This window comes from Silvibacterium acidisoli (assembly GCA_022870745.1).
Lineage (GTDB): Bacteria > Acidobacteriota > Terriglobia > Terriglobales > Acidobacteriaceae > Silvibacterium.
The window spans coordinates 3,292,461-3,305,345 of record CP085323.1; the positions used below are offsets into that span (position 1 = coordinate 3,292,461).

10 protein-coding genes are annotated in these 12,885 nt (G+C 59.6%); 5 read left to right on the plus strand and 5 right to left on the minus strand.

Annotated features, from left to right (window positions below; translation table 11 throughout):
• The first annotated feature begins 35 nt into the window (after window positions 1-35).
• On the plus strand, window positions 36-848 hold the full coding sequence (locus LJD29_RS13925; protein ID WP_446742146.1) for an enoyl-CoA hydratase/isomerase family protein: 813 nt from the start codon (window positions 36-38) through the stop codon (window positions 846-848).
• Here the strand turns inward: LJD29_RS13925 and LJD29_RS13930 are convergent.
• From LJD29_RS13930 to LJD29_RS13940, 3 genes are all read right to left on the minus strand, one after another.
• On the minus strand, window positions 766-1,902 hold the full coding sequence (locus LJD29_RS13930) for a gluconeogenesis factor YvcK family protein (protein ID WP_446742147.1): 1,137 nt from the start codon (window positions 1,900-1,902) through the stop codon (window positions 766-768). The genes LJD29_RS13925 and LJD29_RS13930 overlap by 83 nt on opposite strands.
• Before the next feature lie 36 nt (window positions 1,903-1,938).
• Window positions 1,939-2,499 (minus strand): TPR end-of-group domain-containing protein, encoded by a 561-nt coding sequence (locus LJD29_RS13935; RefSeq protein ID WP_446742148.1) that lies wholly within the window; start codon window positions 2,497-2,499, stop codon window positions 1,939-1,941.
• A gap of 146 nt (window positions 2,500-2,645) precedes the next feature.
• Entirely contained in the window at window positions 2,646-3,272 is a 627-nt protein-coding gene (locus LJD29_RS13940) for a DUF4254 domain-containing protein (RefSeq protein ID WP_446742149.1), read from the minus strand.
• A 94-nt stretch (window positions 3,273-3,366) separates the two neighbouring features.
• Here LJD29_RS13940 and LJD29_RS13945 point away from each other — a divergent pair, with 94 nt between their 5' ends.
• The 3 genes from LJD29_RS13945 to LJD29_RS13955 all read left to right on the plus strand — a co-directional run bounded on the left by LJD29_RS13945 (window position 3,367) and on the right by LJD29_RS13955 (window position 7,382).
• Window positions 3,367-4,572: an ATP-grasp domain-containing protein gene (locus LJD29_RS13945; protein WP_446742150.1), complete on the plus strand. Its 1,206-nt coding sequence runs from the start codon at window positions 3,367-3,369 to the stop codon at window positions 4,570-4,572.
• A 10-nt stretch (window positions 4,573-4,582) separates the two neighbouring features.
• Complete coding sequence (locus tag LJD29_RS13950) at window positions 4,583-5,647, plus strand: UDP-glucose--hexose-1-phosphate uridylyltransferase (protein ID WP_446742151.1); 1,065 nt, start codon at window positions 4,583-4,585, stop codon at window positions 5,645-5,647.
• Window positions 5,648-5,744: 97 nt separating this feature from the next.
• Complete coding sequence (locus tag LJD29_RS13955; RefSeq protein WP_446742152.1) at window positions 5,745-7,382, plus strand: VWA domain-containing protein; 1,638 nt, start codon at window positions 5,745-5,747, stop codon at window positions 7,380-7,382.
• A gap of 1 nt (window position 7,383) precedes the next feature.
• On the opposite strand, the gene LJD29_RS13960 is transcribed toward LJD29_RS13955, so the two are convergent.
• Window positions 7,384-8,160: an SDR family NAD(P)-dependent oxidoreductase gene (locus tag LJD29_RS13960; protein WP_446742153.1), complete on the minus strand. Its 777-nt coding sequence runs from the start codon at window positions 8,158-8,160 to the stop codon at window positions 7,384-7,386.
• 138 nt (window positions 8,161-8,298) lie between these two features.
• Between LJD29_RS13960 and LJD29_RS13965 the strand changes: the two genes are divergently transcribed.
• A complete protein-coding gene (locus LJD29_RS13965) occupies window positions 8,299-10,281 on the plus strand; it encodes a YjhG/YagF family D-xylonate dehydratase (RefSeq protein ID WP_446742154.1) in 1,983 nt (660 codons plus the stop codon).
• Window positions 10,282-10,530: 249 nt separating this feature from the next.
• Here LJD29_RS13965 and LJD29_RS13970 read toward each other — a convergent pair whose 3' ends face one another.
• Window positions 10,531-12,873, minus strand: coding sequence for a glycoside hydrolase family 31 protein (locus LJD29_RS13970; protein WP_446742155.1), 2,343 nt, complete (start codon window positions 12,871-12,873; stop codon window positions 10,531-10,533).
• Between the last annotated feature and the right edge of the window lie 12 nt (window positions 12,874-12,885).

The following is a 12,885-nucleotide window of genomic DNA, read 5'->3' on the forward strand; positions in this document are numbered from 1 at the left end:
GATAAGTTACTTAGTTTCGCAACGGAGGTCAGCACATGAAACGCTACACGACTCTGCACGTTCATCGCGACAATGGGACGCACAGCATTACGCTCAACCGGCCTGAAAAACGAAATGCGTTGAGCCCCGAGATGATGGAGGAGTTGACGGACGCACTCCGGACAGCGGCTGACGATCCGGGATGTTTCGTGGTCGTGCTGTGCGCGGCCGGTTCGGCTTTCTGTGCGGGCCTCGACCTGGACCACCTTGAGACCCTGCATGCGAATACGGCGGCCGAGCATCGCGCCGACACAGAGCGGATTGCGAAGCTCCTGCGCACTCTCTACGACCTGCCCAAACCGACGATCGCGGCGGTGAACGGAGCGGCCATCGCCGGCGGCATGGGGCTGGCAACCATCTGCGATTTCACACTGGCCGTCGCCGAAGCAAAATTCGGATACACCGAAGTGCGCATCGGCTTCGTTCCTGCAATCGTTTCGTCTTACCTGCGCGGGCAGATCGGAGACAAGCGGGCCCGCGATCTGCTGCTCACAGGCAGGCTGATCAGCGCAGTGGAAGCATTTGAACTTGGGCTGGTCACACGCGTTGTAGACGAGCAGGATCTGATGGATGAGGTACGCAGGCTGACGCGTACGCTGATCCGCAACAGTCCGGCTGCGATTCAGGCCACCAAGCGGCTGCTCACCGCTCACGTAAACCATCACCTCGACGAGGAGATGGAGATGGCCATTGCAGCGAATGCGGAAGCGAGAACGACGGATGACTTCAAGGAAGGAATCCGGGCCTTTCTGGAGAAGAGGAACCCGGAATGGCCTTCAGCCCAGCCGGCGAAGGTTGCAGCTGGCTGACGGTTTCAGCCGCGCGGTTTGCCAGCAGCGTTTCGAGCACGGCAGCGGCTACCCGCTCTGAATTATGACGAAGCACGTCGCCTTCGGCCGTGAAGTCGCCGGTGATGCAGCGGATGCCCATGGCCTCGACGCGGGCTATATCGGCCTCGATCACCTCGGCACCCTCGGCTGCATAGCGCTCCCTGATGGCACGGGAGACCGGAGCGGTGTTGATCAGGGCGTAGTCGAAGATCGGTTGGCGCGTGTGCGCATAGATGCGTTCGATGTGCTGCGATGCGGTCAGGTGCAGGCTCTCGTTTGCCTGGGTCATCAGGTTGGCCACGTAGACACGCGTCCCACGTGCGCGCGACATGGCTTCGGGAATGCCCTTGACCAGCAGGTTCGAGATCAGGCTCGTGTAGAGCGAGCCTGGGCCGAGCGTAATCAGGTCCGCCGCGGCGATGGCATCAAGCGTCTCGGGCAGCGGTTCGACCACCGGGGGATCCATCGTCAGCTCGACGATGGAGTGGCGGCTGGCGGTGATGTTCGTTTCGCCGCGCACGACTGAGCCGTTATCCATACTGGCTACCAGCGATACATCGGCAAACGTTGAAGGGTATATGTGCCCGCGCGTTGCCAGCACCTCCGCGGCAAGCTTCAATGCCTGCCCGAAGTCTCCCGTCATTTCGGTGAGCGCAGCCACGAAGAGGTTGCCGAAGCTGTGGCCTTCGAGTTCCTTGCCGGAGCGGAAGCGGTGGCCGAAGAGCTGCGCGAGAAGATGCTCGTCCTCTGAAAGCGCGACCATGCAGTTGCGCAGGTCGCCCGGCGGCAGCATGTTGAAGTCTTTGCGGAGGCGTCCGCTGGAGCCGCCATCGTCGGTAACGGTAACGATCGCGGCAAGATCGCTGATCAGGCAGGCGGCATTCGCGCACGAACCCTCGGCGGCCCCGGTGTTCGAAGGAACATATGCCTTGAGTCCGCGAAGCAGCGTTGAAAGGCCCGTACCCCCGCCAATGGCAACCACGCGGAAGCGCGGCTGCGTCGTGTCACCGGCGAGGGTAGAAACAGCACTCATGAATTCAAGTCCCACCCACCAGTGTACCGTTGCCGGTCAGATGGATTCCGGGTAGAGCAGCTCCGTGAAGCGTGGGTCGTCAACCATGTCGTTGAAGTCGGCATCGCTGCGCGCCTGGATCCGGTTGTGCGGGTTCAGCTCGATCGCTCGAGAAAGGTGATCCAGGCACTCCTCTGCCTGCCCCGTGATGCTGTTCAGCACGGCGAGGCCGTAGTGAGCGTAATCCGCCGAAGCATTCTTCGCGAGCAGGGCATCGAACTGGTCGCGCGCGTCTTCGTAGTGTCCCGTATTCAGAAGCGAGACCGCGTAGTCGAAGCGCTCTTCCTCGCTTGCGAATTTCAGCTCGCTCTTGGCGGCGTTTTTCACGCATACCGAAAGGTATACGCGGGAACGCTCGAGCAGCTCGGGCGCGCCTTCCTGCGTGAGCTTTTCAAAAATGCCCCGGGCTTTGTCGAACGCGCCTTCCTGCATAAGCTGGACGGCGTTCTGAAACTGTGAGTATGCCTGCTGGTTGGCCGGGTCGGCAGCTGGGCGTGTCTTCCCCGCAATGGTACGTGGCTGTTTTCCCTTGGAGCTTGTCTGACGTGCTTCTGGCATCCGCCATTCCTCAAAGACCCGCCGCGGGCGGATCGGGTGTCTTGCGTTCTGCAGCCGAAATTCGATTTCGGATACCTTTAACGTCGAAGTTATACGCACAACTCCGTCCTGCGTCAACAGGTCTGCCCGAACCACGGGTTCGTATCCTATTCCGATGCACGCTCGCCGTACATTGCTGGATTGAGTGTGGGATCGTTATACATCTTGAGCTGCCGATAGATTTTGAAGCGTCTTTTGCCATGAAGAACCGCTTTCCAGAGCCGATCGAATGCCGCCGCAAGATCACTTCGTTGCTCTTCAAGCAGCTTCATGCGCTCCAGGTTGCGGGCGGCATGGCCATCGGGAGCGTCCCGGCGGCCCACCTCTTCCTTTGTATGAAAAATCTTCAGAGAGAGGATCGACAGGCGATCGAGCATCAGGCCCGGCGACTCGGAGTGCAGCTCGGCAGCGGGCGACGGCAGATTGCTGGAAGCGAGCACCGAGAGCAGTTCCGCGTCGCAACGCTCCATCAGGTCGTTGCGGCGCTGGTTGGTGCGGTCGATCTGCCGTTTTGCTTCGGCGATCTCATGGTCATCGGCACGCGGAGCACGGGCGCGGTCTTCGATATGCCATAGCTCGAAGTTGGCAAGATGCTGCTCGGCAAAGATGCCGTAGGGTTGCATGGGCTCGACGCCCGGCGTTTCATGATGCCAGCGCTCCGTCAGCCTGTCCTGAAGTGTGGTGATTTCTGCTGCCTGAATCTGCTCAGGCAGTAAGCGGGTCTGATTCGTCATCTTTTCAAAAAGAGCAGTTGCTCTGAAGCTCTATGTTAGAACTATCCTCGGCCGGCGTCTTCTCTGCCGGATCATGGGCACAAGGATCATCCTGATGAGTGAAGCTCGCGGTGAATGGATTCTCTGCATGTCGACCTACGAGAAGGGACAGGCATTCATGCGGCAGTGCGCCGCCATGGGATGCCGGGTTCTGCTTCTCACCCTGGAAAAGCATCGCCACGCGGACTGGCCGCATGAAGCGCTCGAAGAGATCGTCTACATGCCCGGCGGCCTCAGCCAGGAGCAGGTGACCAACACGGTGACCTGGCTGGCGCGCACCCGCCATTTCGAGCGGCTGATCGCTCTCGATGAGTTCGACATGGAGACGATTGCCCATCTGCGCGAGCACATGCACATCCCCGGAATGGGCAGGACAACCACCTCGCACTTCCGTGACAAGCTCACCATGCGTTTTGAGGCGCAGCGTGCAGGCGTGCTCGTGCCCGAGTTCACGCCGGTGCATAATCACGACGATCTGCGCGCTTACATGGAGAATGTGCCCGGCCCCTGGGTGTTGAAACCGCGCGCGGAGGCGTCGGCTATCGGAATCCGCAAGGTTCATTCACCCGACCAGCTATGGCCGATCCTCGACCAGCTGGGCGACCTGCAGAGCTTCTACCTGCTGGAGCGCTTTGTTCCGGGCCAGATCTTCCACGTGGATTCCATCACCAGCGAGCGCCAGGTCGTCTTCACTTCCGTCAGCCAGTATGGGAAGCCGCCGATGCAGGTGATGCACGAGGGCGGTGTCTTTACCACCAGAATCCTGAACCGCGACTCACACGATGCGGTAGAGCTTGTGCGTATCAATCAGCACCTGATTCCGGCCATGGGCATGGTGCGCGGCGTAACGCATGCTGAATACATCAGGGCAGAAGACGGGCGTTATTACTTCCTCGAAGTGGCGGCACGCGTAGGCGGAGCGTTTATCGCCGATGTCCTGGAGCAGGCCACCGGCGTGAACCTTTGGACCGAATGGGCAAGGATCGAAGTCGACGCAATGCGCGGTGTGCCGTACGAGCTGCCGGTGCCGCGCGAAGAGTATGCCGGCAGCGTGCTCTGCCTGGCGCGCACCGCCGAACCGGACACTTCCATGTTTCAGGCGCCGGAAATCGTCTATCGTATGAAGAAGCATCACCATGCGGGTCTGATTCTCCGCTCGGGAGATCCGGAACGTATCCGTGAACTGCTCGACGACTACAGCCAGCTCTTTGCAAGGGAATATCTTGCGGTGGCTCCGCCGCCCCTGAAGCCCACAGCCTGAAAGGAATTGAGTGCCGCAAGAATCTGCAACTCCGCTCGCACAGTCTCCGCATCGACGCTATAACCCGCTCCTCCGCAAGTGGGTGCTCATTTCGCCGCAGCGTACGCAGCGGCCCTGGCTGGGAGAGGTCAACGCTCCCTCAGGCTTTTCCGATCTTCGCCACGATCCGCAGTGTTACCTGTGCCCGGGAAACCCTCGCGCCGGCGGCCACCAGACGCCCAAGTATGACGGCGTATACGTCTTCGATAATGATTATCCGGCCCTGCTGCCGCAGACGACAGCAGTTGCCGAAGCGGCTTCGCCCCTGCTCCAGGCCGAGCCTGAACTGGGCCGCTGCAAGGTCATCTGCTTCCATCCCGATCACAACCTGACCCTGCCGCTGATGCAGCTCGAAGACATCCGCAAGGTCGTGGATACCTGGACCGAGGAGTTCGCCACTTTAAGCGCTGACCCGAACCTGGGCTACATCCAGATCTTCGAGAACCGTGGCGCGATGATGGGCGCAAGCAATCCGCATCCTCATTGCCAGATCTGGGCGACTCAGCATGTTCCGGACGAACCCGCGCTCGAGACCGAGACCCAGCGCGACTACCTGGCCGAGAAAAAGACCTGCATGCTGTGCGATTATCTCGCCGTCGAATCGAAAGCCAAAGATCGCATCGTGACCGAGAATGAGCACTTCGTCGCGCTCGTCCCGTGGTGGGCCGTATGGCCTTTTGAAACGCTCCTGCTGCCCAAGCGCCACCTGGGCACCATGCCCGGGCTGACCGAGGCGGAAAAGGCGTCGCTTGCGGATATTCTCAAGCAGATCACGACGCGCTACGACAATCTTTTCCAGACCAGTTTCCCTTACACGATGGGCTTCCACCAGAGCCCGGTCGATGGCAGCGATCACCCGGAATGGCACTTCCACGCGCACTTCTATCCGCCGTTACTGCGCTCGGCCACCGTGCGCAAATTCATGGTGGGATTCGAATTGCTGGGAATGCCGCAGCGGGACATCACACCGGAATCCGCAGCCGAACGTTTGCGTGCCGTACCGGCCCCCCACTTTACCCTTACCGGAAGCCGGTAAGGGTAAAGTGGGGGCCTCGGCCCTCCGTTGCGCAACTTTCGACCCTTGCAGGACGTCAACAGGGGTGGATCAGGCTGTGCGAAAGCTGGAGGGTCCGATGCTTCGTTTTGCAGTTAGCACGATGGCTGCGCTTCTGTTGCTTTGCAGCGCGAGTGGAAGGGCTCAGAACCAGAACAATAGCGGAGCTACTCCGCCTTCGCCGCAACCTGGCGCCTCGAGTCAGAACCCAAACCAAAATCCAGATTCGCGCAAGCCGAGGCCGGACTACCAACCCGCGCCATTTACATTGCATGCCGAAGCACGCGTCGTGCTCAGTGACGTGATGGTGACGGACAGCAAAGGTAACCCGATCCACGGGCTGCCGCGGACTGACTTCCACGTCTATGACAACGGACAGCTGCAGAACGTCGATTCCTTCCAGGAACACACCGTTCAGCAGAGCGAGAAATATACGCCTGCTTCGGAGAGCGGATCTGCCGGTACGTTTTCCAATGCCTACCTGAAGACTCTGCCGCCGGTACTGAACGTCGTGGTCATCGACATCGCCAACCTCGGCGTTGTCTACCAGATGTATCTCTATTCGCAGCTGACGAAGTTCTTCCAGCAGGCCCCGCTCGATCAGCCGATTGCTGTCTACCTGCGCGCGGGCTCCGGGTGCTTCCTGGTGCAGGATTTCACCGCCGACCGTAATCTGCTGCTGACTGCGCTCCGTCGCGCCATCCCGCGCATTCCTCCGACAGGCAGGGAATGGCTGAACGATCTCGATACCATGCACCGCCTGGCGCTGCTTCTTGGACCGGTGCAGGGGCGCAAGAACGTTCTGTGGTTCTCAGGCGGCTCAACACTCTTTATGCGCGAAGATCCCCAGATCATCGAGGATTACGCGAACTGGCGCGTGCTTTACGACGAGCTTGAGCAGGAGCGCATCGCGCTTTATCCGATCGATGCGCGAGGGCTCACTGTCGAAGGTGGCGGCAGAATGATCCGCCAGCAGATGCTCATGAACGATATGGCACAAGCCACCGGCGGCCACGCAATCTACAACAGCAACGGCCTTAAAGAGGCTGCGGCACACCTCATGGATGTCGACCGCAGCTACTACACTCTGACCTACTCACCGCAGAACTTCAAGCGAGACAATAAGTATCACAAGATCAAGATCGAGCTGGCCGATGGCAGTCACTACAAGTTGAGCTATCGGCAGGGGTATTTCGCTGACGGCAGCGTAGGCGGGTCCGCAGACCTGATTGCCGCACCGCGCCCACGCACCAGGGTGCTCAGCGATGGGCAGAAGATAACGTTGCCGGGCTTCACGACGGAGCCCATTACCTTCCAGGCGCGCCTGCTCGAGGCTTCGCTTCCAGAACTGACGCAGAGCAAGCCGACAGCAACGCTTCAGGCCGCGGAGCCCCGAAAGAAGTCGAAGCCTTATGTCGTTCGCTACACGGTTCCGGCTGCGGATCTTACGATTGTCCCGGATGGCGATAAGCAGAAGATTGCCATGGGCGTGGCCTCCATCGAGCTGAGCGATGTGGGAACGCTTGCCGACAAGCGCATGGAAGAGATCCGCTTCAACATCCCAAATGACAAGCTCGCACAGGTACAAGGAAAGTCCATCGTGATCGACCAGCCGGTCAACCTGCGTCGAGACGATAAATACCTCTACCTTGCCGTATGGGACCCGACCAGCGGAAGAGCGGGAACAGTACAGGTACCGATCGAGATTCCGAAATAACTTATACCCAGCCGCCATCCACGATGAAGCTCTGATTGGTGATCGCCGAGCTGTCATCGGAGGCGAGGAAGAGGACGGTTCGCGCCACGTCCTCAGGCGTGAGATTGCGCTTCAACGCCTGCCTGCCCATAATCTCTGCCTCATATTGCGGAGTCCACCAAAGTCGCCTTTGGCGCTCCGTGAGAATGGCGCCGGGAAGCACGCTGTTCACCCGGATATTCCCCGGCCCAAGCTCATGAGCCATGGCGCGCGTCATGCCGACAATCGCTGCCTTCGCCGTTACGTATGCCGGAAGGCCGGTCGAGGGAATGATCCACGAGATGGAGCTCATGTTGATGATCGAGCCACCGCCCGCCGCAGCCATGCCAGCGCTAACGGCTTGCATGGTGAAGAAGTGATGGCGCAGGTTTACGTTCATCCGGTTGTCCCAGTATTCCGGTGTCACCTCTTTGAAGTCGTGCCTGTCATCGTTCGCGGCGTTATTGACAAGCACCTGAATCGCGCCAAGGCGGTTTTCGACATCAACGATGGCCCTTCGTAGAGCGTCGATGTCAGTCATGTCGCATTGCAGGAAGAGAGGCGCATGAGACGCGTGCCCGCTCAGACCTCTAACCAGTTCTTCCGCTGGTTCGGCTGCCAGGTCGAGAAAAGCTACCCTGGAGCCCTGCCGAGCGAACTCTTCCACCATGGACGCGCCGATGCCCGAGGCTCCGCCTGTCACGAGAACCGTCCGGTCGCACAAGCTTGGATAGCGCGCATACTGATTGCTCAAAGTCACTCCCATTTGCCACGAATGTTTTACAGAAACAGCTTACTCATCGGAAGCCAGCGGTGAAACATGCAATCGACAATGGCACAATCTTGTCGAATGCACGTAAAGTGATCCGTATACCGGAATCCGTGAAGCAAGGGCCCGATGAATTCTTCAAACCCATCTGACGAGCGCACCAATATCTCATTCGAGTCTGTAGTCGAGACTTCACAGGCTTCCTGGGCCGAGGTGCGAACGCATGCCGCCGGGCCGGCAGGTGAACTACCGCTGACCTCGGAAATGCTTATTGCGGAGCCATCGGGAAACCTTTTCGGGCTGACTCAAAATGCGGGCATGGGCTGGGATCCTGCGCGGCTTCTCGATCCTGAATTTCTGATCCTGAGTACGCATGGTGGACTGCGCGCAGAAGATGGGCGTCCCATTGCCCTTGGCTTCCACAGCGGACACTGGGAGGTCGGCCTGCTCGTCGCGGAAGCAGCGAGGGAGTTGAAGGCTCTCCACTCTGTGCCGTTTGCCGGCGCGTGTACCGACCCATGCGACGGCCGCACACAGGGCACGACCGGAATGATGGATTCGCTGCCTTTCAGAAACGACGCCGCCATGGTGCTTCGCCGCCTCATCCGCTCCCTGCCCACACGCAAAGGCGTGATGGGGGTCGCGACCTGCGATAAAGGATTACCAGCGATGATGATGGCGCTCGCATCCTCAGGGCCGTTGCCGGCCATTCTCGTTCCCGGCGGAGTGACGCTCCTGCCGGAATCAGGTGAAGACGCAGGCAGGGTGCAGACGATCGGAGCGCGTTTCGCGCAGCAGCAGATCACGCTGCAATACGCCGCCGAGATGGGATGCCGCGCATGCGCCAGCCCCGGCGGCGGATGCCAGTTCCTGGGCACGGCTGCAACATCGCAGGTGATTGGCGAGGCGCTGGGATTGTCTCTGCCGCACACGGCGCTCGCGCCCTCAGGACAACCCGTCTGGCTTGACGCGGCCACGCGTTCGGCGCGAGCCCTGCGACGCATGCAGCAGTCAGGGCTTGGCGTCCGCGATGTGCTCACGCCCGGCGCGCTTCACAATGCGATGGTGCTTCATGCCGCATTCGGCGGATCCACGAACCTGCTGATTCATCTCCCGGCGATTGCATTCTCTGCGGGTTTGGAGCGGCCATCGATCGACGACTGGGCTCGAATCAACCGCCAGGTTCCAAGGCTCGTCGATGCACTGCCGAACGGTCCGCGCGGTTTCGCTACGGTGCAGGTCTTTCTCGCAGGAGGTGTCCCCGAAGTCATGCTCCATCTGCGTGAAGCAGGATTGCTGGACACGAGTGCCCGTACGGTCTCCGGCGAAACGCTGGACACATGCCTGGACTGGTGGCAGCAGAGCGAGCGAAGGAGCACTCTGCGAAAGCGTTTGCGCGATCTGGATGGCATTGAGCCCGATGAAGTGATCATGAGCCCAGATCAGGCCCGGGCAAAAGGACTGACATCCACTGTCTGCTTCCCGATGGGCAACCTTGCTCCTGAAGGTTCCGTGATCAAGAGCACGGCTATCGATGCTTCATTGGTCGACGAGAATGAGGTATACACGCATCGCGGCCCTGCGCGTGTCTTCATCACCGAAGCGGATGCGATCCATGCGATCAAAAGCGGTGGGATCGGTCATGGCGATGTCGTCGTGCTCATCTGCGGCGGACCAAAGGGCGCAGGCATGCAGGAGATTTACCAGGTCACTTCAGCTCTCAAGGCGCTGCCGCATTGCAAGCACGTCGCCGTGCTTACGGATGCCCGCTTCAGTGGCGTCTCGACGGGCGCCTGTGTCGGCCACATCTCTCCTGAGGCCCTGGCCGGCGGCCCGATCGGCAAGGTACAGGAAGGCGATCAGATAGAAATCACAGTCGACCGCCTGAACCTGGTCGGCACAATCGATCTTGCCGGCAGCGGTGAAACAACCTTCAGTAGGGAAGAAGCCACTGCGGTACTGCGGGAGCGTTCTCCACGACCCGATCTCAAGCCTCATCCCGCCCTGCCCGCAGACACAAAGCTATGGGCCGCGCTGGTACAGGCGAGTGGAGGCGTATGGGGCGGATGCGTTTACGACGCGGATGCAATCGTCGCGAAGCTTGAGCAGTGAGCAGGAGGCTTCGTTCGATGAATCTCTAGCGATGCAGTCAGGAGTGTGGCGGAGTCCATTCCTCCGCCGCGCTCCTGACCGGCTCTGCCAGGTTCAGTTCTTTTCCGCTACGCACAGTGCCGGCATCAAAAGGGTCTTCTCTCAGTAGAGATTTGATCTGCTCCAGTCGAAGAATCTCTTCCTCGACCTGCCGAATGATCTGCGCAAAGTCCATCGTCAGGCACCTCTGTTGAAGTTTGTGAAGAACGCTTATTGCAAGCTCACCTTGAGAGCTTTCCCGTCATAGTGAATTTCCTTGTCCCACTTCGCGGCGACTTCCTGTCCGGAACCGTTTTTCCCGTTCACGAGGATCACGCGAAAAGTGCGTGCCGCCGGCATACCCGGATACTCACCCTGCCTGTCCCCGATCTGCAGCGTGCCATCCGATTCGCTCCAGTGAATGGGGATAATGGAGTGAGCACCTTTTTCGTATCGGTAGCTGTCGCCCTCATCCTCATAGAGGTTGAAATCGGCATCCGCGCCGCGGTAGATGCGAAGCTCCAGCGGAGCATCGGGCGACTGACCGGTGTACTCCACCTGCGGGCCGAGAGGCAGGATCGAGCCGCCCTTCACATACACGGGGATGCGGTCGAGCGGCGCCTCCGCCTGGATGCGCTGATCGCCTTTCAGCTCCGCGCCGGTCCAGAAGTCGTACCAGCGTGCAGCGGGCGGCAGGTATACAGAGCGGCTGACAGCACCCTGGTCGATCACGGGATTTACAAGCAGCGATGGCCCGAACAAGAACTCGTCGCCGATGTCGTGCACCTTTTCGTTGGTGCGCCAGTCCATGACCAGCGGGCGCATCGGGGTATAGTCTTCCGAAGTTACGCGCCATGCCAGCGAGTAGATGTAAGGCAGCAGACGGTAGCGCAGATTGTCGTAGCGAATCAGCGTTGGAGTCTGTGAGTCGTAAGAGAAGATCTCGTTGGTGTTGTTGGAGCGATGTCCATGCGTGCGGAAGACTGGGCTGAAGACTCCGAACTCATACCAGCGCGTGTATAGCTCCTGATAGGAAGGATCGTGCGTGTCGCGCTCGTACGGCCATCCATACCCGGCAATATCGGTCGTCCAGTAGGGCATGCCGGAGAGCTCGAAGTTCAATCCGGCAGGAATCTGCCTGCGGAAGGAAGAAAATGTGCCGAGCACATCGCCCGACCATACCATCGCAGCATTGCGCTGCTGGCCGGCAAACGCAGACCGGGTCAGGATGAAGACGCGCTTCTGGTCTGTCGTCTTCCGCCAGTGTTCATAGATGTTTCCACTATGAAGCAGCGGAAAGATGTTCGCATAGCGTGCGCCGTTGCCGATGAACAGCTGGCGGTCGCTGAGGGTTGCATCGCTGTAGCCGTTGCAGCATTCCGGTTCCGAACTGTCGAGCCAGAAAGCATCCCAGCCCTGCGCGAAAATTTTCCCGGCGAGATGCTTCCAGTACAGCTCGCGCGCTTCAGGGTTGGTCGCGTCATAATCCGTGGTGCCGGGAATCAGCAGGTTCCGTTCCTTCAGCTCCTTGTACAGGTCCGACTTCGGATCGGTAAGAGGCCAGATCGAAATCATGGCGTGAATGTGCTCGTCATGCAGCTTCTTCAGCGCACCTGGAACATCCGGGTAGGGCTTGAGGTACTCTTCCAGGTACTCAGGATCGCCCTGCGACTTCCACCAGAACCAATCCTGAACGATTACATCCAGCGGTACATGTTCTGTGCGGTACCGCTGCACGACATCGAGAAGATCTTTCGCCGAATGGTAGTAGTCCTTCGACTGAAAAAAGCCGTATGCCCACTTCGCAAACATGGGCGCATGGCCGGTCAGCTCATCGTAGTGATGAATCACCTGCGGCATCTCTGGCCCATAGAGGAAGTAGTAGTCGATTGCATCCGCCGCTTCGGTGCTCATCTTCAACTCGTTTGGATAGCGGTTGTCGAACCAGGATCTCGATGCGGTGTTCCAAAGCAACCCATATCCGTTGCTCGACATGAGCAGTGGCACGGCGATATCAGTGTTGGCCTGAGCCATCTCCACTACGCTGCCGCGATAGTTGAAGACGCCGCTCTGATGCTGCCCGAGGCCATAAAAGCCTTCGTATGGGCCAGGCTGGAAGCGGTCGCTGACGTGATACACCTTCTCGCCATTGATCACGTCCGGCACATAGAGCCTCGTCCGGCGATCGGATTCGAAGAGCAGTGTCTGGCCGGCAGAGTCTTTAAAGAACAGCTGGCCGCTGCTCAGCTTGATTGAGACAGCGACGTGCGCAGTCCGCAGAGTCGCTTCTTCCGCAGTCTGGTTGAATTGAAATTCCCCGGTTTCGCATGGATGCAGAATCCACGGGTTCACGGGAGAAGCCGCCTTGGGATCTCCCGGCCCGGCAACAATGTGCAGTACGTCCGGGCCGCAGACGGAAAGATGCAGCGTCTCGTCGCCGTTATGCATAACCAGGCCATCGCTGGTGCGGGAAACTGTAACCGTCGCCTGCACGTTCGCATAAGCAGGCACAGCGAGGAATGGAGCAAGTAATAAAGAGAAGCAGAAAAAGGCAGGGCGCTCGAAGAGTCGCATTCAATAAATTCC

Bases quoted from the DNA above. Each gene is read 5' to 3' on its own strand.
- LJD29_RS13930 (WP_446742147.1), bottom strand. From the start codon at position 1,902: ATGAGTGCTGTTTCTACCCTCGCCGGTGACACGACGCAGCCGCGCTTC.
- LJD29_RS13970 (WP_446742155.1), bottom strand. From the start codon at position 12,873: ATGCGACTCTTCGAGCGCCCTGCCTTTTTCTGCTTCTCTTTATTACTT.
- LJD29_RS13945 (WP_446742150.1), top strand. From the start codon at position 3,367: ATGAGTGAAGCTCGCGGTGAATGGATTCTCTGCATGTCGACCTACGAG.
- LJD29_RS13935 (WP_446742148.1), bottom strand. From the start codon at position 2,499: ATGCCAGAAGCACGTCAGACAAGCTCCAAGGGAAAACAGCCACGTACC.
- LJD29_RS13965 (WP_446742154.1), top strand. From the start codon at position 8,299: ATGAATTCTTCAAACCCATCTGACGAGCGCACCAATATCTCATTCGAG.
- LJD29_RS13925 (WP_446742146.1), top strand. From the start codon at position 36: ATGAAACGCTACACGACTCTGCACGTTCATCGCGACAATGGGACGCAC.
- LJD29_RS13955 (WP_446742152.1), top strand. From the start codon at position 5,745: ATGCTTCGTTTTGCAGTTAGCACGATGGCTGCGCTTCTGTTGCTTTGC.
- LJD29_RS13940 (WP_446742149.1), bottom strand. From the start codon at position 3,272: ATGACGAATCAGACCCGCTTACTGCCTGAGCAGATTCAGGCAGCAGAA.